22 protein-coding genes and 4 tRNA genes are annotated in these 21,669 nt (G+C 69.9%); 6 read left to right on the top strand and 20 right to left on the bottom strand.

All coding sequences use genetic code 11. The features are described 5' to 3' along the window. Positions 1–94: 94 nt before the first annotated feature. From BM028_RS10370 to BM028_RS10350, 5 genes are all read right to left on the bottom strand, one after another. Positions 95–934, bottom strand: coding sequence for a carbohydrate ABC transporter permease (locus BM028_RS10370; protein WP_092386367.1), 840 nt, complete (start codon positions 932–934; stop codon positions 95–97). Next, positions 927–1,922 (bottom strand): carbohydrate ABC transporter permease, encoded by a 996-nt coding sequence (locus tag BM028_RS10365; protein WP_092386365.1) that lies wholly within the window; start codon positions 1,920–1,922, stop codon positions 927–929. Before BM028_RS10365 ends, BM028_RS10370 begins: the two co-directional genes overlap by 8 nt. Positions 1,923–2,184: 262 nt before the next feature. Further along, entirely contained in the window at positions 2,185–3,486 is a 1,302-nt protein-coding gene (locus BM028_RS10360) for an ABC transporter substrate-binding protein (RefSeq protein ID WP_070418380.1), read from the bottom strand. Positions 3,487–3,578: 92 nt separating this feature from the next. Further along, positions 3,579–4,736, bottom strand: coding sequence for a Gfo/Idh/MocA family protein (locus tag BM028_RS10355; protein WP_070418379.1), 1,158 nt, complete (start codon positions 4,734–4,736; stop codon positions 3,579–3,581). Next, positions 4,733–5,479, bottom strand: a complete 747-nt coding sequence (locus tag BM028_RS10350; RefSeq protein ID WP_092386363.1) for a sugar phosphate isomerase/epimerase family protein — start codon at positions 5,477–5,479, stop codon at positions 4,733–4,735. Before BM028_RS10350 ends, BM028_RS10355 begins: the two co-directional genes overlap by 4 nt. Before the next feature lie 145 nt (positions 5,480–5,624). On the opposite strand from BM028_RS10350, the gene BM028_RS10345 reads away from it, so the two are divergent. Beyond that, a complete protein-coding gene (locus tag BM028_RS10345) occupies positions 5,625–6,836 on the top strand; it encodes an ROK family transcriptional regulator (RefSeq protein WP_071302604.1) in 1,212 nt (403 codons plus the stop codon). Positions 6,837–6,971: 135 nt separating this feature from the next. Further along, a complete protein-coding gene (locus BM028_RS10340; protein WP_092386361.1) occupies positions 6,972–7,691 on the top strand; it encodes a YqaJ viral recombinase family protein in 720 nt (239 codons plus the stop codon). On the opposite strand, the gene BM028_RS10335 is transcribed toward BM028_RS10340, so the two are convergent. From BM028_RS10335 to BM028_RS10310, 6 genes are all read right to left on the bottom strand, one after another. Then, positions 7,688–8,296, bottom strand: a complete 609-nt coding sequence (locus BM028_RS10335) for a Pr6Pr family membrane protein (RefSeq protein ID WP_092386359.1) — start codon at positions 8,294–8,296, stop codon at positions 7,688–7,690. The genes BM028_RS10340 and BM028_RS10335 overlap by 4 nt on opposite strands. 87 nt (positions 8,297–8,383) lie before the next feature. Further along, positions 8,384–9,073 carry a 50S ribosomal protein L1 gene (gene rplA / locus BM028_RS10330; RefSeq protein ID WP_070418374.1) on the bottom strand — a complete coding sequence of 230 codons (690 nt, stop codon included), beginning with the start codon at positions 9,071–9,073 and terminating at the stop codon, positions 8,384–8,386. An 88-nt stretch (positions 9,074–9,161) separates the two neighbouring features. Next, positions 9,162–9,593: a 50S ribosomal protein L11 gene (rplK, locus tag BM028_RS10325; protein WP_022906459.1), complete on the bottom strand. Its 432-nt coding sequence runs from the start codon at positions 9,591–9,593 to the stop codon at positions 9,162–9,164. Positions 9,594–9,735: 142 nt separating this feature from the next. Continuing rightward, complete coding sequence (nusG, locus tag BM028_RS10320) at positions 9,736–10,785, bottom strand: transcription termination/antitermination protein NusG (protein ID WP_092386357.1); 1,050 nt, start codon at positions 10,783–10,785, stop codon at positions 9,736–9,738. A gap of 119 nt (positions 10,786–10,904) precedes the next feature. Further along, positions 10,905–11,168, bottom strand: coding sequence for a preprotein translocase subunit SecE (gene secE, locus BM028_RS10315; RefSeq protein WP_370871658.1), 264 nt, complete (start codon positions 11,166–11,168; stop codon positions 10,905–10,907). Between the two features lie 35 nt (positions 11,169–11,203). Then, a tRNA-Trp gene (locus tag BM028_RS10310) sits at positions 11,204–11,276 on the bottom strand. Between the two features lie 181 nt (positions 11,277–11,457). Here BM028_RS10310 and BM028_RS10305 point away from each other — a divergent pair. Then, entirely contained in the window at positions 11,458–12,639 is a 1,182-nt protein-coding gene (locus BM028_RS10305) for a pyridoxal phosphate-dependent aminotransferase (protein ID WP_092386653.1), read from the top strand. A 75-nt stretch (positions 12,640–12,714) separates the two neighbouring features. Here the strand turns inward: BM028_RS10305 and BM028_RS10300 are convergent, their stop codons facing one another. Genes BM028_RS10300 through BM028_RS10290 form a run of 3 tightly spaced genes read right to left on the bottom strand, consistent with a single transcriptional unit; the run spans position 12,715 to position 14,617 of the window. Next, positions 12,715–13,743: a UDP-N-acetylmuramate dehydrogenase gene (locus BM028_RS10300; protein ID WP_092386355.1), complete on the bottom strand. Its 1,029-nt coding sequence runs from the start codon at positions 13,741–13,743 to the stop codon at positions 12,715–12,717. Positions 13,744–13,745: 2 nt separating this feature from the next. Beyond that, positions 13,746–14,171 (bottom strand): MaoC/PaaZ C-terminal domain-containing protein, encoded by a 426-nt coding sequence (locus BM028_RS10295; protein ID WP_092386353.1) that lies wholly within the window; start codon positions 14,169–14,171, stop codon positions 13,746–13,748. Beyond that, complete coding sequence (locus BM028_RS10290; RefSeq protein ID WP_092386351.1) at positions 14,168–14,617, bottom strand: MaoC family dehydratase N-terminal domain-containing protein; 450 nt, start codon at positions 14,615–14,617, stop codon at positions 14,168–14,170. Before BM028_RS10290 ends, BM028_RS10295 begins: the two co-directional genes overlap by 4 nt. 117 nt (positions 14,618–14,734) lie before the next feature. Between BM028_RS10290 and BM028_RS10285 the strand changes: the two genes are divergently transcribed. Then, entirely contained in the window at positions 14,735–15,106 is a 372-nt protein-coding gene (locus BM028_RS10285) for a hypothetical protein (protein WP_071296713.1), read from the top strand. A 606-nt stretch (positions 15,107–15,712) separates the two neighbouring features. Here BM028_RS10285 and BM028_RS10280 read toward each other — a convergent pair. The 5 genes from BM028_RS10280 to BM028_RS10260 all read right to left on the bottom strand — a co-directional run bounded on the left by BM028_RS10280 (position 15,713) and on the right by BM028_RS10260 (position 18,312). Further along, positions 15,713–15,786 (bottom strand) — tRNA-Met (locus BM028_RS10280). A gap of 32 nt (positions 15,787–15,818) precedes the next feature. Continuing rightward, a tRNA-Thr gene (locus BM028_RS10275) sits at positions 15,819–15,890 on the bottom strand. Between the two features lie 91 nt (positions 15,891–15,981). Continuing rightward, positions 15,982–17,235: a M23 family metallopeptidase gene (locus BM028_RS10270; protein ID WP_092386349.1), complete on the bottom strand. Its 1,254-nt coding sequence runs from the start codon at positions 17,233–17,235 to the stop codon at positions 15,982–15,984. Positions 17,236–17,348: 113 nt separating this feature from the next. After that, complete coding sequence (locus tag BM028_RS10265) at positions 17,349–18,170, bottom strand: inositol monophosphatase family protein (protein ID WP_092386347.1); 822 nt, start codon at positions 18,168–18,170, stop codon at positions 17,349–17,351. A 57-nt stretch (positions 18,171–18,227) separates the two neighbouring features. Continuing rightward, positions 18,228–18,312, bottom strand: a tRNA-Tyr gene (locus BM028_RS10260). Positions 18,313–18,451: 139 nt separating this feature from the next. Between BM028_RS10260 and BM028_RS10255 the strand changes: the two genes are divergently transcribed. Together BM028_RS10255 and cls are read left to right on the top strand one after the other, a co-directional pair. Next, a complete protein-coding gene (locus BM028_RS10255; RefSeq protein WP_069712130.1) occupies positions 18,452–18,940 on the top strand; it encodes a YajQ family cyclic di-GMP-binding protein in 489 nt (162 codons plus the stop codon). A 16-nt stretch (positions 18,941–18,956) separates the two neighbouring features. Then, positions 18,957–20,417 carry a cardiolipin synthase gene (gene cls / locus BM028_RS10250; protein ID WP_070418368.1) on the top strand — a complete coding sequence of 487 codons (1,461 nt, stop codon included), beginning with the start codon at positions 18,957–18,959 and terminating at the stop codon, positions 20,415–20,417. Positions 20,418–20,544: 127 nt separating this feature from the next. Here the strand turns inward: cls and BM028_RS10245 are convergent, their stop codons facing one another. Beyond that, positions 20,545–21,663, bottom strand: a complete 1,119-nt coding sequence (locus BM028_RS10245; protein WP_092386345.1) for a heparan-alpha-glucosaminide N-acetyltransferase domain-containing protein — start codon at positions 21,661–21,663, stop codon at positions 20,545–20,547. Between the last annotated feature and the right edge of the window lie 6 nt (positions 21,664–21,669).

Below are 21,669 nucleotides of genomic sequence, written 5' to 3'. Positions count from 1 at the left end.
GTGCCAGCGCACACACCCGCGCACCAGCGCACGCACGGACGGGAGGCGCGGTGCGGGTCGGACCCGCACCGCGCCTCCCGTCAGGCGGTCCCGCCTACTTCACCGCACCGGCCGTCAGGCCGGCGACGAACTGCCGCTGCACGATGAGGAACGCGATCACGACCGGGATCGAGACGACGAGGGACGCCGCCATGATCTGGTTCCAGTACACGTTCGTCTGCGTGGAGTACTGCTGCAGACCGACGGCCAGCGTCTGCCCGTCGCCGTTCGTCATGACCGAGGCGAAGAGCACCTCGCCCCATGCCGTCATGAACGAGTAGATGCCGACCGCGACCAGACCCGGACGCGCCGAGGGCAGGATGACCCGGAACAGGGCACCCATCGGGCCGGAGCCGTCGACCATCGCGGCCTCGTCGAGTTCACGCGGGATGGTCTCGAAGTAGCCCGCGAGCATCCAGATCGAGAACGGGAGCGTGAACGTCAGGTAGGTGATGATCAGGCCGGTCCAGCTGCCGACCAGCTGGATGCCGAGCGCGTTCCCGAGGTTCGTGAAGATGAGGAACAGCGGGAGCAGGAACAGCACACCGGGGAACATCTGGGTGGAGAGCACCGCGGTGGTGAAGGTGCTCTTGCCCTTGAAGTTCCAGCGCGAGACACCGTAGGCGGCGAAGGTCGCGATGATCAGCGAGAACACCGTCGCGACCGTGCAGACCACGAGCGAGTTGATGAAGTACTTGCCGAGCGGGACCGTCGACCACATGTCGATGAACGGCTGGATGGTGATGTTCGTCGGGATCCACGTGAAGTCGTTCTGCACGTCACCGAGCGGCTTGATGGCCGTGGTGATCATCACGTAGAGCGGGAGGACCGTGAACAGGGTCAGGACGACCAGGGTCACGACCTTGAAGGACTTGGCGCCGAATGTCTCACGCACGGACGGACCTCCGGTTGGTCACGGCGAGGTAGATGCCGGTGACGATGAGCAGGAAGATGAGGAGCAGGACGCTCATCGCGGCACCGGAGCCGAAGTTCCAGGTGATGAAGGACGCGTTGTAGATGTGGAAGCTCAGCAGGTCCGCCGCCGGGGGCTGGGCGGTCGAACCGAACAGCACGAACGGTGTGTTGAAGTCGTTGAACGTCCAGAGGAACATCACGAGCACGAGCGTCACGTTGACCGGGCGCACCATCGGCAGCGTGATCGAGCGCCACTGCCGGAAGGGCTTCGCGCCGTCGACCGAGGCGGCCTCGTACACGTCGTTCGGCACGGACTGCAGGCCGGCCATGAGCATGAGGAACGCGAACGGCCAGGTCTTCCAGATCGCCACGACGACGACCGAGACGAAGGCGTTCGAGCCGATCAGCCAGAACGGGCCGGTGCCGTTGAACAGGTGCAGCTGGTCCACGAGGATGTGGTTGATCGCACCCGAGTCACGCTGGAACATGAACTTCCAGGTGATGATGCCGGCGTACATCGGCAGCGCGTACGGCACGAGGAAGAGCGTGCGGAAGAGCCCGCGGCCCTTGAACGGCTTCTGCAGCGCGACCGCGGCGGCCATGCCGAAGGTCCACGAGAGCCCGACCACGAGGACCGTGAAGCCGCACGTGATGAGGAACGAGTTCAGGACGCCCTTGCCGATCGCCTGGTCGAAGTCGATGACGACCGAGTAGTTGCGCAGCCCCGCGAACGGTGCGGCACCCCAGTTGGCGATGAAGTACTTGGTGAGCTGGATGAACGAGATCCAGATGCCGGTGAGCATCGGCACGATGTGGATCAGCAGCTCGAAGAGGATGGCGGGCGCGACGAGCGCGTAGGGCAGCCAGTGTCCCTTGCGCTTCCGACCGGGCGGACGGCCCGACGTGGTCGGGCCCTTCGTGTGGGTCAGGTCGATGCGCTCGGAGTCGGGCAGGACCGAGGTGGACATGAGCGGGGGCCTTTCGGCAGGAGGGGGATCGGGTGCTTCGCGCGGACCGTGGCAGCGGTCGGGAGGCGCGGCATGCGTGAGCCGATCGGCTCACCCCCGGCGTGTGGCCGGGTGCGGAACCGCAGGTCGCGGGCTCGACGTGGGCGGGGCCGTGGACCTGAGGGGTCTGGAAACGACCGTCCCGGAGCGGGAGGGGCCGTGGACCTGAGGGGTGGAGGCCCGGACGCGTCCTTGCGGACGCGACCCGGGCCTCCTGGGCGGATCAACCAGCGGCCTGGGACACCTGGTCCTGGGCGGTCTGGAGCGCCGACTTGATGTCGCTGTCCGAGACGGTGGAACCGGTCGCGATCTTGGCGAACATGTCGTTCATCGCCTTGCCGACCGTGGACTCGAACTGGTCCTCGGCGGGCACCAGCGGGAGCGGCTTCGCCTTGTTGTTGTAGATGTCGAGGAACGTCTTCGTCTGCTCGTCGGTGACCGAGTCAGCAGCCGCGGCGAGCACCGGCAGCGCCGAGTACGGCTTGTCGAGCGTCGTCTGCGTGTCCGCGCTCGTCATGTACTTGACGAACTTGAGCGCGCCGTCCTTGTTCTTCGTGTTCTTGAAGATCGACAGGTTGATGCCGGCCGGGAAGGACGCGATGTCCTGACCGTCAGCGGTGGTCGGGAACGGCACGACGCCGAACTCGTCCGTCTTCATGCCCTGCGACGTGATGGTCGCGTTCGCGTTGTTCTGCGTGAGCATCATCGCGGCCTTGCCGTTCGCGAAGTCCGAGACGGCCTGGGTGCCGTTGTCGTACTGCGCGTTCGACGGGTTGACGACCTTGTCGGACTGCATCAGGTCGAGGTAGCGCTTGATGCCGTCGACGTTCGCCTTCTGGGTGAAGGTCGGCTTGCCGTCCTTGTCGAACCACTCGCCGCCGTTCTGGGCGGAGGTGATGAACGCGAAGTGCGAGTTCTCGGTGTACGAGCCACCGGCGATGGTGAAGCCGTACTTGTCACCCGAGGTGAGCTTCTTCGCGTCGGCGGTGAGGTCCTCCCACGTGGTCGGCGCTTCGATGCCGGCGTCCGAGAACATCTTCTTGTTGTAGTACAGGCCGTAGGCGAGGCCGTAGAGCGGGACGCTCGTGACGGTCTTGCCGGGCGCGCCACCGGTCGAGAGCGCGACCTTGCCGAACTTGTCGGACCCGCCGATCGCCTTCATCTCCGAGTCACCGAACTCCTGGAAGGCGCCGGTGGCCTGGAGCGAGGTCGCCCAGGTGTTGCCGATGTTGACGACGTCCGGGCCCTGGCCCGAGGTGACGGCGGTCTGGATCTTGTTCTGCAGGTCGTTCCAGCCGATGACCTGGAGGTCGACCTTGATCCCGGTCTCCTTGGTGAACTTCTTGAGGACGGGGGTCAGCACCTCCTTGTCGTTCTGGAGCGACGTGCCCTGGTTGGACGCCCAGTAGGTGAGCGTCTTGGAGTCGCCGGACGAACCGGAGCCTCCGGAGGAGCAGGCTGCGAGGCCGGTCACGGTGAGTGCCGCGGCCGCGGTGATGGCCAGTGCGCGGATGGCAGTGCGCATGACTCTCTACTTTCTCGTCGTTGAGATGGTGCAGGGGGTGGTACTGGTCGTGCTGTCGGGTGCTGCCGTGTGTGCGGTACCGCTCCGGCCGGTCAGGCCAGGGTCGACGCCGCGGGGTCCCAGCCCTCGGGGAGGGTCGGGGAGGGTGCGACGGTGCTCTCCACGAGCACCGCCTCACCACGTTCGGCTGCCTCGGCGATGGAGACCATCACGTCGAGGACGTGGAAGGCGAGGGCACCGGGGACCCGGTTCTCCTCTCCTGCACGGAGCGAGCGGGCCAGGTCGACCACGCCGGTGCCGCGCGAGTAGGTGGACCCCACGGCGGGGATCGTCTCGGGTTCCTCGGAACCGAGTGCGTACAGCTCGGTGTCGCCGTCGAAGTTGTTCGGGTCGGGGAACACGACCGTGCCGGTCTCGCCCGCGATCTCGACGAAGCCGGTGCGGCCGCGGTCGGACTCGAACGAGAAGACGCTCTGCGCGCTGCCGCCGTTCTCGAACTCGATGAGGGCCGAGTGGTTCGTCGGGACCTCGACCGGGAACTCGGTGCCCGCCTTCGGGCCGGAGCCGATGGTGCGGGTCGCGCGGGACTTCGACGCGGTCGCGGTGACCTTCTTCACGGGGCCGAACGCCTGCACGAGGGTCGTGATGTAGTACGGGCCGATGTCGAACAGCGGGCCGGCGCCGTACGCGAAGAGGAACTCGGGGCTCGGGTGCCACGACTCCGGGCCGGGGCTCTGGAAGAGCGTCAGGCCGTTGAGCGGGGTGCCGATGCGACCGTCGCGGATGGTGCGCAGCGCAGTCTGGAGCCCGGCGCCGAGGAACGTGTCCGGGGCGACGCTGACGGTCTTGCCGGCGGCACGGGCGGCGTCGCGCAGTTCGGCGGCGCTCGCACGGTCGAGGGCGTAGGGCTTCTCGCCCCACACGTGCTTGCCGGCGGCGAGGGCCTGCAGGGCGACCTCGACGTGGGCGGCCGGGATGGTCAGGTTGACGACGATCTCGATGTCGTCGTTCGCGAGCAGCTCCTCGACCGTGCCGGATCCGGCGACGCCCCACTTCTCCGCCTGTGCCGCTGCGCGGGGCAGGTCGATGTCGGCGATGAAGTGGACCGTCACGTCGGGGAAGACCGTGAGGTTCGAGAGGTACTGGTCCGAGATGACCCCGGCGCCGATGACGCCGACGCCGACCGGGCCGGTGCGGGTGGTCTCGGTGGCGTCGACCTGCGTGTCGGTCGCGGTGGTGGTGTCGGTCATGCGCGGGCCCCCTCGAGGAACGTGTAGGAGTCGGTGACGGCCTGGAAGACGTCGCCCTCGTGGTCGTCGAGCTCGACGACGTGCAGCGCGTCCGGCGCCGCGGCGATGATCTCGCGGATCGGCATGACACCGTTGCCCACGGCGACCTGCTTCTTGTCGTCGTGCGAACCGTCGCCGTCCTTGACGTGCAGGAACTGGACCTTGTCGCCGTACTTGCCGATGATCGCCACCGGGTCGTCGCCGCCGACCTTCACCCAGTAGGTGTCGAGCTCGAGCACGACGTCGTCGGAGAGCGCGTCGGCGAAGACCTCGTAGGCGGAGACGCCGTCGATGCGGTTCGAGAACTCGAACGCGTGGTTGTGGTAGCCGAGAGTGAGACCGTGGTCCGCTGCGCGCGGCGCGAGGGCGCTCAGCTCGCGGGCGATGGCCTCGACGTCCTCGCGGGTGGTCCAGCGGGCCTCGTCGATGTGGGGGTCGATCAGGGTCGTGAGGCCGACGGTGACGCTCGCGTGGAAGATCTGCTCGAGGTCCTGCTCGCCGGCGTCGAGGAGCCGGGCGTGGCCGCTCGGGCTCTGCAGTCCGGCCGCGGCGAGGGCGTCGCGCAGCGCCTCGGCGCGGTCGACGAATCCGAAGGCCTCGACGTTCGTGTAGCCGATGTCGGCGATGCGCTGCAGCGTGCCGGGCAGATCGGCAGCGAGGGCGTCGCGGACTGTGTAGAGCTGGACCGAGAGCGGTTGGGTCACCAGGGGTTCTCCTCGTCGAGATGGTGTGGTCGACGTCGACCGAGCGTCACACTATGACCACTTTTGTCGGCGGTCAAGCAGAAGTTCGTGGTTCTTCGACGAACTTCGTTGCGTGGCGCGTTCGATGTGTGCTTCACTCCCCCACATGGTCGACTTGAACCGGACGGCAGCGTCGCCTCCGGTCGGGACGAGCGAGCTCTTCCAGATCCTCCGCGACGGCGTGCCGCGGACCCGGGCCGAGCTCGCCAGCCTGACGGGACTCGCGCGCTCCACGATCGGCGTGCGCCTCGATGCCCTCATCGAGGTCGGGCTCGTCGGACCCGTGGACACCGCGGCGTCCACGGGCGGACGCCCGCCTGCGCAGGTGGCGCTCATGCCCCGCGCACGCCTGGTCATCGCCGCCGACCTCGGGGCCTCGCACGGCCGCGTCGCCGTCACCGACCTCGTCGCCGAGCCGCTCGCCACCCGCGAGGCACGCATCGACATCGCGGCCGGCCCGGTCCCCACCCTGACGTGGCTCGTCGAGACGATCGACGCGCTCCTCGACGAGGTCGGCCGCGCCCGGGACGACGTCATCGCGATCGGCATCGGCGTCCCGGGGCCGGTCGAGTTCTCCACCGGACGCCCCGCGAACCCGCCGATCATGCCGGGCTGGGACGGCTTCGACGTGCCCGGATGGCTGCGCGCGCACATCGCCGCCCACGTCCTGCTCGACAACGACGTGAACATCGCGGCCCTCGGGGAGCGCGAGCACGGCTGGCCCGGCGTCGACCACCTGCTCTTCGTCAAGGTCGCCACCGGCATCGGCTCCGGGATCGTCTCGGACGGCGAGCTCCAGCGCGGCGCGCAGGGCACCGCCGGTGACATCGGTCACGTCCGGGTCTCGAGCGCCGGCGACGTGCCGTGCCACTGCGGGAACACCGGGTGCCTCGAGGCCGTCGCCTCCGGTCCGGCCATCGCCCGACGACTCCGCGCGAAGGGGCACGACGTGCACTCCAGCGCGGACGTCCTCGAACTCGTCAACCGGTCGGACCTCGACGCCATCCAGGCGGTGCGCCAGGCCGGACGTGACATCGGCGAGGTCCTCGCCACGTGCGTCTCGCTCATGAACCCGTCGGTCATCGCGCTCGGCGGATCGATCACCCAGGCCGGTGAGCACCTCCTCGCCGGGGTCCGCGAGGTCGTCTACTCCCGCTCCATGCCCCTCGCCACGGAACACCTGGTGATCGCGCAGTCGCGGGCCGGGTCGCTCGCTGCGCTCCAGGGAGCGGCGGCGCTCGCCATCGGGTACGCGCTCTCCCCCGCGGGGGTCGACGAGCTGGTGACGTTCGCCGAGGGGCGCCAGCTGGTCTCCTGACCGGTGCGTCGCGTCCGTGGATCCGCCGGTGCGTCTGCCGGTGCGTCGCGTCCGTGCGTCTGCCGGTGCGTCGCGTCCGTGGGTCCGCCGGTGCGTCGGTTTCGTCTCGTCGGTGCGTGGGGAGAGAATCGACGGGTGACGATCGTGCAGCCCACCCTGTGGGGCGACCTGGACCCCGGCCTGGAGGCGCAACCCGCCCCCGGCACGCCGGCGTCGGTCGTACCCGTGGCCGGCTCCACGGCATCGGGCCCCGTCGTCCACGACGCGTTCACCGCGCTCCGCGGGCACACCGAGCGCATCGTCGCGCACTCGTCCGACCGCGTCGCGTGGCTCCGCGCCCGCGCCATGGGCATCACCGCCACCGACGTCGCCCGGCTCGCCTCCCTGCGCGCCGTCGACGCGGTCGTCACCGACAAGCGGTACGGCTCGCGGTTCTCCGGCAACTCGTACACGGAGCACGGCAAGGAACGCGAACCGGTCATCGCCGCCTGGGTCGCCGCGACGCACGGCATCCAGCCGTCCGCGCACCTCTTCCACGCCGCCACCAACCGCGCCCACCTCGCGACCCCGGACGGCGTCGGCGTCGACGGTTCGTCACGGGTCGTGCTCGCCGAGATCAAGACCACCGGCAAGGGCTGGCGGAGCATCCCCCGGCACTACCTCCGCCAGATCTGGTGGCAGCAGTACGTGCTCGGTGCCGACCGCACCCTGTTCGTCTGGGAACGCCACGACGGCTTCGTGCCCGTCGCCGACGAGCCCGAGTGCCGGTGGGTCGACCGCGACGACGACCAGATCCGCGGGCTGATCCAGCTCGCCGACCTCGTGCTCGACCGGCTGCGCGACTTCCGGAGCTAGACCTTCACGATCCGCAGGCGACTCATCCCGATGACGAGCACGCCGAGCAGGACGATCGACACCGCCACCCCGAGGCAGTACAGCGCCACCACGCCGTAGCCGAGGTCGGGGTTCAGGAACGGGTACGGCACCCATCCGTCCGTCGCGCCGCGGACCAGCACCACGATCGTCCAGACAGCCGGGTAGACGAGGAACCACCACACGTGGCGGAGCAGGAGCTTCGACCGGTCGGAGAACAGCAGCCAGTCCAGCACCGCGTACGCGGGGAGGACCTTGTGCAGGATGTCGTTCGACCACTGCACGTTCGCCGACACGTCGACCCCGGTGAGCAGGGTGTTGTAGACGATCCCCGTCGTCGCGATGTACACCGTCGCCGCGCCGCGGAACAGACTCACGCGCAGGTCCCCGCGCTTCCGGCGGGCCGCCGCGACGAGGGTCACGGCGAAGGCCAACGCGATGATGATGTTCGACTGGATCGTGAAGTAGCCGAAGAAGTTCCACGGGTTGTAGCTCGGGAGCTTCGAGCTGACCAGCCACTGCCCGACGATGGCGGCCACGACGGCGATGACCGCGAGCAGCCGGAGCGAGTTCACGAGGGTGCGCACCAGGCCACGCTACCGGCACACAGCCCCGGGTACGCGAAAGGACCCGCACCGGGAGCGGTGCGGGTCCTTCCGAGACTGATCAGTGGATCAGATGCTGTTGACGTCGAGCGGGATGCCCGGGCCGAAGGTCGTCGAGACGGCGCCCTTCATGATGTAGCGGCCCTTCGAGGCGCTCGGCTTGAGGCGGTTGATCTCCTCGAGCGCGGTCGAGATGTTCTCGTCGAGCTGCTCCGGCGTGAACGAGGCCTTGCCGACGACGAAGTGCACGTTGGCGTGCTTGTCGACGCGGAACTCGATCTTGCCGCCCTTGATGTCGTTGACGGCCTGCGCCACGTTCGGGGTCACGGTGCCGGTCTTCGGGTTCGGCATGAGGCCACGCGGGCCGAGCACCTTACCGAGACGACCGACCTTGCCCATGAGCTCCGGCGTCGCGACGGCGGAGTCGAAGGCGGTGTAGCCCTCGGCGACCTTCGCGATGAGCTCGTCGCCACCGACCTCGTCGGCGCCGGCGGCGATGGCGGCCTCAGCCGCTGCGCCGACCGCGAAGACGATGACGCGGGCGGTCTTGCCCGTGCCGTGCGGCAGGATGACCGTGCCACGGACCATCTGGTCCGCCTTGCGCGGGTCGACACCGAGCTTGAGGGCGACCTCGACGGTGGAGTCGGTCTTGGTGGAACCGGTCTCCTTCGCGAGGGCGACTGCCTCGGTGGGGGTGTAGAACTTGTCGGCCTCGATCTTCGCGGCCGCGGCCTGGTAGGCCTTGGACTTCTTCGCCATGGTGTTCTCCTTGGGAGCTACGTGGTTGACGAGCCGGCGCGGCTCTCCCACGGAAGGGTGTTCGGTTGTGTGCCTGAGCAGGTGGGGCTTACGCCTCGACCGTGATGCCCATCGAGCGAGCGGTGCCGGCGATGATCTTCGCGGCCTGCTCGATGTCGTTGGCGTTCAGGTCGGCCTGCTTGGTCTCGGCGATCTGACGGACCTGGTCCATCGAGATCTTCGCGACCTTGACCGTGTGCGGGGTCGCGGAACCCTTCTGCACACCCGCGGCCTTCTTGATCAGCTCTGCCGCCGGCGGGGTCTTGAGGACGAACGTGAACGAACGGTCCTCGTAGACGGTGATCTCGACCGGCACGACGTTGCCACGCTGCGACTCGGTCGCCGCGTTGTACGCCTTGCAGAACTCCATGATGTTGACGCCGTGCTGACCGAGCGCCGGACCGATCGGCGGGGCCGGGTTGGCGGCGCCCGCGTTGATCTGCAGCTTGATCAGGCCCGTGACCTTCTTCTTCGGTGCCATGACTTGTCTTCCTCCTGGAATCGAACGCACGGGGATCCGTGCACTCTCCCGCTGGCCCGGCCGTTCCGGACCGCGGTGAAGCCCCGCACGCACGAAGCGTGCGGGGCCAAACTCGTTGAGTCTACCCGATGATCGGGTTGGACTACAGCTTGGTGACCTGGTCGAAGCTGAGCTCGACCGGGGTCTCGCGCTCGAACAGCGAGACGAGGACCGTGAGCTTGCCACTCTCCGGCTTGATCTCGGAGATCGACCCCGGGAGACCCGCGAACGAGCCTTCCTTGATGGTGATCGTCTCGCCGATCTCGAAGTCGACCTCGGCCGCCGGCTGGGACTGTGCGCCGCCGGAGCCCTTCGCGCCACCCTTGGTCGGAGCGGCCTCGGCCACCTGGACCAGGGACTTCAGCATGCCGAACGCCTCGTCGAAGCGGAGCGGCGTCGGGTTGTGGGCGTTGCCGACGAAGCCGGTGACGCCCGGGGTGTGCCGGACGACGGACCACGAGTCCTCGTTGAGGTCCATGCGGACGAGCACGTACGAGGGGATCCGGACGCGGGTGACCAGCTTGCGCTGCCCGTTCTTGATCTCGACGACGTCCTCCATCGGGACCTCGACCTGGTAGATGTAGTCCTCCATCGACATCGAGACCATGCGGTTCTCGATGTTCGACTTCACGCGGCGCTCGAAGCCCGCGTAGGAGTGGATGACGTACCACTTGCCCGGCTTCATCCGCAGCTCGGCCTTGAAGGCCTCGTACGGGTCGACCTCGGCCTCTTCTTCGGCTTCTTCAGCGTCGAGGGCCTCGTCGGCGGCGAGGGTCGCGTTGGCCTCGGCCGAGGTCTCCTCTTCCAGCTCGACCTCTTCTTCGTCCTCGACTGCCTCGACGGCGGCCTCGGCCTCGTCTGCGGTGTCGATCTCGAGCGCGTCGTCCACGACGGCGTCGGCCTCGGGGTCGCGCGACTCCGCCAGCGCGGTGAGCGCCTCGTCGATGCCGGCGTCGACGGTGCCGTCGTCGGGCTCGTCGCTCAGGCCGAGGGACTCGTCGTTCTCGTCCTCGATCTCGATGGCTCGCTCTTCGGCAGACTCGGCCGAACGCTCCTCGCCGGTCTCGACGTCGCCTTCCTGGTTCTCCTCGACTTCGGAGGACTGCTCGGCAGCCGTGGCGAGGTCGATGTCGTCGCGGGAGTTGTCAGACACTGTCGAATCTTTCCGTTCGGTGATGCGGATCGGGTTGGCGGGCGGATCGGTTCACGATCGGCGCCGTCTCGGGCGACCGTACTCCTGTCCGCGAGCGGTCAGGACAGCCGGCGTCCGGCTCAGGCCGTCGGCCCGTTGCCGAACACGTACCCGACGCCGAGTCCGAACACGAAGTCGAGGACCGACACCAGGATCATCATCACGACGACGAAGACCAGGACGACGCCCGTGTAGCTGAAGAGCTCCTTGCGGGTCGGCGTGACCACCTTGCGGAGCTCGCCGAGGACCTGACGGATGAAGAGCACGATGGCAGCGAACGGACCACGGCGCTCGGCCCGGTCCTGCTTCGCCTTGGCGACGACGTCATCCGCCGTCGTCTCCATGTCTTTGCTCGCCAACTTCTACCCTTCCAGATGTGCAGGGCGGACAGGACTCGAACCTGCAACCTGCGGTTTTGGAGACCGCTGCTCTACCAATTGAGCCACCGCCCTTCGGACACGGTTCGTCACCGATCCGTGTTCCGGTGGTCGAGTGTACGGGAGTCCGTCACACGGTGTCCACTTGACGGATGCTCCGGCGTGCCGCGCCGGTAGGCTGGGCCCCGTGAGCACCGAAGCCCCAGGCCCCGAGTCCACCGCCCACCCCGCTGCCGCGACCACCGATCGGCCGCGCATCGCGTCCCGCATCGCCGCGATCGCCGAGTCCGCGACGCTCAAGGTCGATGCGAAGGCCAAGGCGCTCAAGGCCGCCGGCCGCCCGGTCATCTCGTTCGCCGCCGGCGAGCCGGACTTCGCCACGCCGCAGCACGTCGTCGACGCCGCCGTGCAGGCAGCGCAGGACCCGAAGAACCACCGGTACACGCCCGCGACCGGCCTGCCCGAGCTCAAGCAGGCGATCGCCGAGAAGACCGCCCGCGAGTCCGGCATCACCGTCGACCCCGCCCGGGTGATCGTCACGAACGGCGGCAAGCAGGCCGTCTACCAGGCGTTCCAGACGATCGTGGACGACGGCGACGAGGTCCTCCTGCCGGCGCCGTACTGGACCACCTACCCCGAGGCCATCCGGCTCGCCGGGGGCGTCCCCGTCGAGGTCTTCGCCGGCAGCGACCAGGACTACCTCGTCACGGTCGACCAGCTCGAGGCAGCCCGCACCCCGAAGACCAAGTCGCTGCTGTTCTGCTCGCCGTCGAACCCGACCGGCTCGGTCTACACCGCCGAGCAGACGAAGGCCATCGGCGAGTGGGCGCTCGAGCACGGCATCTGGGTCATCAGCGACGAGATCTACCAGGACCTCGTGTACGACGGTGTGCGGTTCACCGGCATCCTCGAGGCGGTCCCTGCCCTCGCCGACACGACGATCCTCGTCAACGGCGTCGCGAAGACGTACGCGATGACCGGGTGGCGTGTCGGGTGGTTCATCGGCCCGTCCGACGCGGTCAAGGCGGCGTCGAACCTGCAGTCGCACCTGTCGAGCAACGTGTCGAACGTGTCGCAGCGCGCCGCGATCGCCGCACTGACCGGCCCGCAGGAACCCGTCACGGCCATGCGCGAGGCCTTCGACCGCCGTCGTCAGGCGATCGTCGCGGGTCTGAACGCGATCCCGGGCTTCGTCACGCCGACCCCCCATGGAGCCTTCTACGTCTACCCCGACGTCACGGCGCTCCTCGGCCGCGAGTGGGCCGGCTCGACTCCGACCACGACGCTCGAACTCGCCGACCTCATCCTCGAGCACGCCGAGGTCGCGGTCGTCCCCGGTGAGGCGTTCGGCCCCTCCGGCTACCTCCGCCTGTCGTACGCGCTCGGTGACGACGACATCGCCGAGGGCGTCGCGCGGCTCGCGAAGTTCTTCGCGTAGTCACCCGGTACGCAGAACGGCCCACCTCGTCGAGGTGGGCCGTTCTGCATCGCGGGCCAGGAGGCGCGGCTCGGCTCAGGCGAGCAGGTCGCCCACCACGACGGGTTCCGGCACGAGCGAGACACCGAAGCGGTTCAGGACGGTCACCTGGACGTAGCGGGCGAGTTCGGCCACCTGGGCGGCGGTCGCTCCCCCGCGGTTCGTCAGCGCGAGCGTGTGCTTCGACGAGATCGCGGCGCGGGACCCGGGGACGGCGTACCCGCGGTGGACGCCGGCGTGCTCGATGAGCCACGCGGCGCTGAGCTTGACGTCGTCGCCCGCCGGCCAGCGCGGCACCTCGGCCGGCAGGGCCTCGGCGAAGGCGGCGGACACGATCGGGTTCGTGAAGAACGACCCCGCGCTCCACGTGTCGTGGTCGTCCGCGTCGAGGACCATCCCCTTCGACCCTCGGAGCCGCAAGACCTCGGACCGCACCGTCGCCGGCTCGACGAACGCCCCGAGCTCGACGCCGAGCGACCCGGCGAGCTGGGCGTAGCGGACCGGGACCCCGGCGCCGCTGACGGTACCGAGCCGGAACTCGACCGTCAGCACGGCACCGCGCCGTCCGTGCTTGAGGGTCGAGGTGCGGTAGCCGAGCGCCAGCTCGGCCGCTGGGACCCACGCGCGCTCCCCCGTCGACGCGTCGAGGAACTCGATCCGGGTGAGCACGTCGGACAGCTCGACCCCGTAGGCGCCGATGTTCTGCACGGGGGCGGCGCCGACGGTGCCCGGGATGCCGCTCAGCGCCTCCAGGCCCGTCCACCCGTTCTCGACCGTCGTGGCGACGAACGCGTCCCACGGTTCGCCGGCCGCGACGCGGACGGTGACGCCGTCGTCGTCCGCGTCGTGTTCGATGCCCGTCGTGCGCACGAGCACGACGGTGCCGTCGAAGCCGTCGTCGGCGACGAGCAGGTTGCTGCCGCCGCCGAGGACCAGCCACTCGTCGTCGTCCCACGCCGCGGTGACGTGCGCGACGAGCTCGTCGGTGGTCGACGCCGTGAGCAGCCGCGCCGCGGGACCACCGACGCGCAGCGTCGTGAGGTCGGCGAGCACCGGCTCCGTCACGGTCAGCGGAACGCCACCGTGACCTGCGCCTTGCCGAGCACGGTATGCCCGGCGGCGGTCACGGTGAGGTCGATGCGCTGCGGACGGCCGTCGTCGTCGACGGTGCCGACCTTGGCGACGACGCCGACGGTGGCGCCCTGCTCCGGGTCGACGACCACGGGGCGGGTGAACCGGACGCCGTAGCGGACCACCCAGCCGCGGTCGCCGAGCCACTCGGAGACCGGCTGCACAGCCAGTCCCATCGTGAGCATGCCGTGTGCCAGGACACCGGGCAGGCCGACGGAGGCGGCGACGTCGTCGCGGTAGTGGATCGGGTTGAAGTCGCCGGACGCGCCGGCGTAGCGGACGAGCGAGTCGCGGGTGATGTGGACCTCGCGCTCGGCGACGACGGTGCCGACCTCGAGCGCGGTCACGGGTGCGGTGGTCATGCGTCGTCTCCTCGGACCACGAGGGTGGAGGTCGCCGTGACGACGTGCTCCCCCGCGGCGTCGTTCATCGTGCTCTCGGCGGTGACCATGGCGTTGCCGCCGAGGGTCTTCACGCTCGTCACGGTCAGGGTCGCGGTGAGCTCGTCCCCGGCGACGATCGGTCGCTCGTAGGCGAAGGCCTGCTCGCCGTGGACCACGCGGGAGAAGTCGATGCCGGCGTCGGGCTCGGCGAGGAGCTGGGCGAGCGTGGCCTCTTGCACGACGACCGCGAAGGTCGGCGGGGCGACGACGTCGTCGTAGCCGGCGGCGCGGGCGGCCTCGGACTCGTGGTGGATCGGGTTCGTCGCGAACACGGCGCGGGAGAACTCGCGCACCTTCTCGCGACCGACCAGGTAGGGCTGGGCCGGCGGGAACGTCCTGCCGACGAGCTCGGGGTTCACAGACACGTCCGGCAGTCTAGCGACGCCCGCTCGGGGGGCCTGTGTTCATGAGTATGCATCGGCTATGCTGACCCGACGCGGTTCGGGGGAACCGACACCGATCTCCGGGGATGGGGAGGAACGATGGACCACACGACCGAGTTCGCCGTGCACACGGGCGACCGCTGTACCGCGATGGAGGCCGCCGGCGCCGCACTGCAGCAGGCGGGGCACCACGTCGAGTCGACGGGCGGGACGCTCACCGCGACGACCGGCAACCGGGTGCTCACGATCCTGCTCGGGGCGCTCGTGCACCCGTCGCGGGAGTTCCGGCGGTACGAGCTCTCGACGACCGTCACGGGGACGTCGACCACGATCACGTTGCGGCACTCCGGGCACGGCACCGCGGTGTCGGGCGGGGAGATCGGTGCGAAGCGGCGGCACGATGCCTGGCGCAGCACGGCCGCGGTGATCGAGCGGGCGCTCCGGCAGGCGGGCGTGCTCAGCGCGCGGTAGCGCGGCGCGGGCCGCGGGGCGCGCGCCACGCGGGCGCGGGCCGCGCAGGCGCGTCGCCGGGCGCCGCACAACGCAAATCGCTGCGAACCGCGTCTTCGCACGGTTCGGCGTGACTTGCGTTGTGCGCCGGCGCCCGGCGTGGCCGGGGCCGCGGCCGGGGCCGGGGGACGAACCACGGGAACGACACCGAACCAGGCCGTGGGGCCGGTTCGACGTCGGGAACGTGGTTCGACGCCGCCCGCGGACCGCGACGGCGAGCGGTCGCCCGCGCCGGCACGCGTGCCGCACAACGCAAGTCGCGCCGAACCGCGCACTCCCGCGGTTCGGGGCGACTTGCGTTGTGCGCAGGCACCCGACGCCGCGCGCGGGGCCGGGCAGCGCCGCGGCGCACCACCGCCAAGAGCGGGCGCCGGGACGAACCACGGGAACGACACGGAACCAGGTCGCGGGCCCGGTTCGACGTCGGGAACGTGGTTCGACGCCGCAGCCCACGCTGCGACGCGCACCGACGCCGACCCGCACGCGAGACGCGCACGCGCGGCCGCACGCGCGCGACACCGCCCCGAGAACGACGAAAGCCCGGCGAACGGATCGCCGGGCTTGCGGTAGCGAGGGCGGGACTTGAACCCGCGACCCCACGATTATGAGTCGTGTGCTCTAACCAACTGAGCTACCCCGCCAAGGATCCGGCACGACTACCGCACCGGGTCGGAGCCCCGAGTCAGGATTGAACTGACGACCCCTTCCTTACCATGGAAGTGCTCTACCACTGAGCTATCGGGGCATGTGCCGCTCGGCGGCACCACACGAGGATAGCAGACCCGCGACGGTGGTCAGGAACCGGCCGTGACGCCCGGGCGTGCCGCGTGGAACCGCTAGTTCGCGTTGGCCTCGAGCCACGCCAGCGGGTCCACCGGGACACCGTCGACGTGCACCTCGAGGTGCAGGTGCGGACCGGTCGAGTTGCCGGTGCTGCCGACCAGACCGAGCTCGTCGCCGACCTCGACCTGCTGGCCCTTGACGACCTTGAAGGAGTTGTCCTCCATGTGGCCGTAGACGCTGACGAACTGCTTGCCGTCGACGTCGTGCTCGACCCAGACGTCGTTGCCGAAGCCGCCGTCGTTGGCCTGCACCTTGAGGACGGTGCCGGCGGCGATGACCCGGATCGGCGTGCCCTCACCCGGAGCGAAGTCGACGCCCATGTGGTTCGTCGAGCAGAAGGAGCACCCCTCGACCTGGCGTCCGCCGAACCCGGAGGTGATCGGCACACCGGTCAGGAAGGGCCACTGGATCGTGCCGTTCGGGTCGTTCGTGAAGCTCGAGGAGTCGACGTTCTTGTACTGCGTCGCCGAGGACACCGAGTACTGGTCGCGGTTCGTCTCGGCGTCGGTCGCACCGGCACCGACGCTGAGGGACTGCGTGTCACCCGAGGCCGTCGCCCGCGCCGACGTCGAGCCGGGCTCGGGGGTGTACAGCGCCTGTGCGGGCAACGAGGTCGACACGACGAGCCCCGCGACGAACAGCAGCGCGCCGACGGCCGTCACCCGCGAGGCCGCCCGACGGAACGACGCACCCTGCGACCCCCGCGCGGCACGTGGCGCGACCCCGGCGACCGGAGTCGCTGCAGCGGGAGCCGTGCGAGCGATGTGACGCGTGGCACGGTCGGCCTGCACGGGGGCGGTGGCGGCACACCCGGTCCGACGGGACGCCGGCACCTGCCCGAGGACACGGCGCGCGGCCGGCGCGGCCGACGTGGGGGCCGCGACCGCCGGGGCAGCAGCCACGACCGGCGACGAGGGCGCCGGCGGCGTCACGGGCGATGCGGTCGCCGCGGGCATCGCGGGCGAGGCCGGCGCGAGGTCGATGGGCGACACGGGCGCGGCCGGGGTCGCGGGTGTCCCCGGGCTCACCAGGTCGTCGAAGGTCGCGTCACCGAGGGCGGCCCGGGAGGCGCGGCTCGTCTCCGCCACGTCCGTCGCGTGCTCGACGCGTTCCGGTGCTCCCCCGGAGGACGCCGTCGCCGCCGCGCGTTCCGCCTCGATGCGGGCCCGTCGGGTCAGGTGGACGACCGGTGCGGGAGCGTCCGCGGAGCCGTCGGTGTGCACGGGCGTGAGGGGAGCGTGGGGCATGTGTTCGGCGTGGATCCTGATCGGGGCGAGACGCGCTCGTTGGTAACGAGCAGATAACGGGACCCGAGCACGCTAGCAGGAGCGTCCGGGAGACGCCAGTCCTCGGGATGTCCTCACCCGGCGAGCACGGACTCCTCGAGGCGCCGCAGCAGGTCCGCGAGCTCGTCCGCGACCGCGGGTGCGGCGAAGAGGAACGACCGCGTGCCGCCGGCCTCCCAGATCCGGGTCTCGGCGCCGGCCTCACGGGCGACGATCGACCCGGCGGCCATGTCCCACGGGTTGATCCCGCGCTCGTAGTAGGCGTCCACGGTGCCGACGCCCACCGCGCAGCAGTCCAGCGAGGCCGCTCCCCCACGGCGGATGTCGCGGACCTCGCCGATCAGTCCGGCGAGCACCGCGACCTGCTGCCGTCGGCGCTCGGCGGTGTACCCGAAGCCGGTGGCGACGAGCGTCTCGGCGAGCGAGGCCGGCGTCCCGACGTGCAGCGGCACCCCGTCGCGCGTGGCATCTTCGCCGGCGGCCGCGCGGAACACGACGCCGGTCGCGGGCTGGACGACGACGCCGGCGATCGGCTCCCACGAGGTCGGGTCGGCCGGGCCGCGCACCACGCCGATGCTCACGCCGTACTCGGCGCTGCCGTAGAGGTAGTTGACGGTGCCGTCGATCGGGTCGACCACCCACGTGATGCCCGAGGTTCCGGCGCCGGTGCCGGACTCCTCACCGAAGAATGCGTCGTCCGGCCGGGCCTCGGCGATCCGGGCCCGGACGAGTGCCTCGACCTCACGGTCGGCAGCCGTGACCACGTCGACGATGCTCGACTTCCGGTCGGCGACCTCGACCCCCTCGACCCGTCGGCGTGCGGCGAGCGCTGCTGCCTCTCGGGCGATGGACTCGGCGAGGTCGGCGAACTGGACGGGGGTGAGGTCGGAGGGCATGTGTCCATCCTCGCGGAAACGGAACGGCCCCGTCCGATGAGGACGGGGCCGTTCCGATGGTGGCAAGTGAGGGATTCGAACCCCCGAAGGCTACGCCGGCTGATTTACAGTCAGATCCCTTTGGCCGCTTGGGTAACTTGCCATGTGCGCACCCGGCCCGTGTAGTCACCAACCGAAGGCGCGCATGAAAGCATAGCCGATCCGAGACGGTGCTCGTGACCACCGTGGGCCGATCCACGGGTGCCGAACCGCGCCTCCCGTCCGCCGTTAGGCTGTCCCGCATGGCAGACAGTTCCTTCGACGTGGTCAGCAAGGTCGACAAGATGGAGGCGGAGAACGCCCTCAACCAGGCCGCCAAGGAGATCGAGCAGCGGTACGACTTCAAGGGCGCCGACGCATCGATCGCGTTCAGCGGTGAGGACGTCCTCATCAAGGCGAACTCGGAAGAGCGCGCGAAGGCCGTCCTCGACGTCCTGCAGAGCAAGGCGATCAAGCGGAACATCAGCCTGAAGAGCCTCGACGCGGGTGACCCGTACCCGTCGGGCAAGGAGTACCGCATCGAGGTGAAGTTCAAGAACGGCATCGAGCAGGACGTGGCGAAGAAGATCGGCGCGTTCCTCCGGGCCAACGCCCCGAAGACCGTGAAGAACCAGATCCAGGGCGACGAACTGCGCGTCTCCTCGAAGAGCCGCGACGACCTGCAGAACACGATCCAGCTCCTCAAGGGTGAAGAGTTCGACGTGCCGCTGCAGTTCATCAACTTCCGCTGACGCGCCGCCCGCCGCTGTGGAGCACTGGCTCACCGTCGCGATCACGGTCTTCCTGGTCCTGCTGGACCTGGCGATCCGCGTCTTCTCGATCATCTACGTCCCGATCAACCGGAAGCCGCAGACCGCGACGGCCTGGCTGCTGGCGATCTTCCTCATCCCCTACATCGGGTTCATCGTCTTCCTCGTCATCGGGTCGACGAAGCTCCCGCACGCCCGGCGTGAGAAGCAGACCGAGATCAACGCGTACATCCTCGAGCAGACCGAGGGGATCGAGCGCGTCCGGCGCGACCACCCGTGGCCGGCGTGGCTGGACAGCATCACCCGCCTGAACCGCGAACTCGGCGCCATGCCCCTGGTGGGCGGCAACTCCGCGGAGCTCTACCCCGACTACGACGAGTCGATCGCCGAGATGACCCGCGCGATCGACGGCTCGCGGCGGTTCGTGCACGTCGAGTTCTACATCGCGACCCTCGACGACACCACGCGCCCGTTCTTCGAGGCGCTCGCCCGCGCCCAGGCCCGCGGCGTCACCGTCCGGGTCCTGCTCGACCACTGGGCGAGCCGCGGCTACCCGGGCTACAAGGACACCCTCGCGTTCATGGACCGAGCGGGCATCGAGTGGCACCTCATGCTCCCGCTGCTGCCGCTGCAGGGGAAGTTCCAGCGCCCGGACCTCCGCAACCACCGGAAGATCGTGGTCATCGACGGGTCGATCGCGTTCACCGGGTCGCAGAACCTCATCGACAAGTCCTACGACCTGAAGTCCCACATCGACAAGGGCATGCAGTACAAGGACCTCTTCGCGCGGTTCGAGGGTCCCGTCGTCGCCGGCCTCAACGCCCTGTTCGTGACCGACTGGTACAGCGAGACCGACGAGCTGCTGCTCCGCGAGAGCGACCCCGTCCAGCGGGCCGACCGCGGTGACGCACTCGACTGCCAGGTCGTCCCGTCCGGCCCCGGGTTCGACGGCGAGAACAACCTGCGCCTCTTCAACGCCCTGCTCTACTCGGCCCAGCAGAAGGTGTCGATCACCTCGCCGTACTTCGTCCCCGACGACTCCATGCTCTACGCCATCACCACCACGGCGCAGCGCGGGGTCGAGGTCGAGCTGTTCGTCGGCGAGATGGGCGACCACGCGATGACCTGGCACGCGCAGCGCTCCTACTACGAGGGGCTGCTCCGGGCCGGCGTGAAGATCTGGCTGTACCGGGCGCCGACGATCCTGCACGCGAAGCACTTCACGATCGACGACGACGTGGCGGTGATCGGGTCGAGCAACATGGACATGCGTTCGTTCAGCCTCAACCTCGAGGTCTCCGTGATGGTCCGCGGCAGCCGCTTCGTCGATGCGCTGCGCGAGGTCCAGGACGCCTACAAGGAGCACAGCTTCGAGTTGACGCTCGACGCGTGGGTGGAACGGCCGCGTCGGTCGCAGGTGCTCGACAACGTCGCGCGGCTCACGGCGGCGCTGCAGTAGCGGCCGGCCCAGGAGGCGCGGGTCGCGACCGGCGGGCAGGTGCGGTCGGCGGGTGGTCGCGCGGGCGCGGGTGCGCGACGGCGGTGCCGCGCGCGGCTGCGCGGGCGCGGGTGCGCGGCGGCGGCGGTCAGCGCGGGTCCGGCACCAGGCGGGTGAGCCGGGCGGTCACGCGCTCGAGCGGCCCCCGCCCGAGGAACCGCCTCCAGAGCATCGCGAACACGATCGACCCCAGCGCGAACCAGCCCCACGCCGCCGCCGAGTCCGGGTACGTCGGCAGCGCCGCGAGCACGACGAGGTGCCCCGCGTAGACCGTGAGCGGCATCGACCCCACGGCGGCCAACGGGTACCCGATTCGTCGGACGACCTCGCCCCGTCCGTCGAACACCAGCGTGCAGAGCGCGATGACGGCGACGGCCACCCCCGCGGTCCCCACGACGTCGACGATCGACGAGGAGTGGTCCCGCGGCGACAGGAACAGCTGCGCCGTGGCCTCGGCGGCGGTGCTCCCCTCCCCCGCGTACGGCACGCCGGGGAACGCGAACCCGGCGTCGGCGGGTACCGGCGCGACCGCGTTGCCGACGATGTAGGCGAGGGCGGCGACCACCGCGCCGGACGCGAGGAGGACCACCTGGGTGCGCCGCGCCTCCAGTCCGACACGGGCGACCGCGAGACCGACCAGCACGTACGCCAGGAAGGTGACCACGGGGTAGACGAGGCCGAGCTGGACCTCCCACATGCCGGCGTCCGCGTAGAGCGGGACGATGCCGAGGGCGACGACGGGCGACAGCACGGCGCACACCGCAGCGAGGACCAGCAGCCAGCGCGCACGGACCCGGAGCACCGGGATCGCCAGCAGGAACAGCACGCCGTAGGTGGGGAGGATGACGTAGACCGGGGTCTGCAGCGCCATGAGCAGCAGGCCGACCGCGACGACGACGAGCGCGCGGATCGCGAGCCGGCCACGGACCCGACCGATCCGCGGCGGGCCGGGCGGCGACGTCCGACCGCTCGTCAGACCGATCGAGACCCCGGCGAGCACCGCGAAGAGCGACGACGAGCGACCGTGGGCGACGGCGGCCCAGGTGCCGGGGTCGGACCAGTCGACCTGGTCGGCGATGCCCCCGACGTGGGTCGCCATCATGCCGAGCAGCGCCAGCGCACGGGCGACGTCGACGCCCTCGAGCCGGACCCCGGAGACGGACACGCCCCGCAGCGCGGTGGGCGGTGCGGGGCGTGCGGTCGTCATGGTGTT

It is taken from the genome of Curtobacterium sp. YR515 (genome assembly GCF_900113095.1).
Lineage (GTDB): Bacteria > Actinomycetota > Actinomycetes > Actinomycetales > Microbacteriaceae > Curtobacterium.
The sequence above is the reverse complement of the archived record's forward strand: the minus strand, read 5'-3'. Positions and strand labels throughout refer to the sequence as shown.

Coding starts and splice junctions, on each gene's coding strand:
- BM028_RS10365 (WP_092386365.1), bottom strand. CDS start 1,922: ATGTCCACCTCGGTCCTGCCCGACTCCGAGCGCATCGACCTGACCCAC.
- BM028_RS10360 (WP_070418380.1), bottom strand. CDS start 3,486: ATGCGCACTGCCATCCGCGCACTGGCCATCACCGCGGCCGCGGCACTC.
- BM028_RS10355 (WP_070418379.1), bottom strand. CDS start 4,736: ATGACCGACACCACCACCGCGACCGACACGCAGGTCGACGCCACCGAG.
- BM028_RS10345 (WP_071302604.1), top strand. CDS start 5,625: ATGGTCGACTTGAACCGGACGGCAGCGTCGCCTCCGGTCGGGACGAGC.
- rplA (WP_070418374.1), bottom strand. CDS start 9,073: ATGGCGAAGAAGTCCAAGGCCTACCAGGCCGCGGCCGCGAAGATCGAG.
- rplK (WP_022906459.1), bottom strand. CDS start 9,593: ATGGCACCGAAGAAGAAGGTCACGGGCCTGATCAAGCTGCAGATCAAC.
- secE (WP_370871658.1), bottom strand. CDS start 11,168: ATGGAGACGACGGCGGATGACGTCGTCGCCAAGGCGAAGCAGGACCGG.
- BM028_RS10295 (WP_092386353.1), bottom strand. CDS start 14,171: ATGACCACCGCACCCGTGACCGCGCTCGAGGTCGGCACCGTCGTCGCC.
- BM028_RS10285 (WP_071296713.1), top strand. CDS start 14,735: ATGGACCACACGACCGAGTTCGCCGTGCACACGGGCGACCGCTGTACC.
- BM028_RS10270 (WP_092386349.1), bottom strand. CDS start 17,235: ATGCCCCACGCTCCCCTCACGCCCGTGCACACCGACGGCTCCGCGGAC.
- BM028_RS10265 (WP_092386347.1), bottom strand. CDS start 18,170: ATGCCCTCCGACCTCACCCCCGTCCAGTTCGCCGACCTCGCCGAGTCC.
- BM028_RS10255 (WP_069712130.1), top strand. CDS start 18,452: ATGGCAGACAGTTCCTTCGACGTGGTCAGCAAGGTCGACAAGATGGAG.
- BM028_RS10245 (WP_092386345.1), bottom strand. CDS start 21,663: ATGACGACCGCACGCCCCGCACCGCCCACCGCGCTGCGGGGCGTGTCC.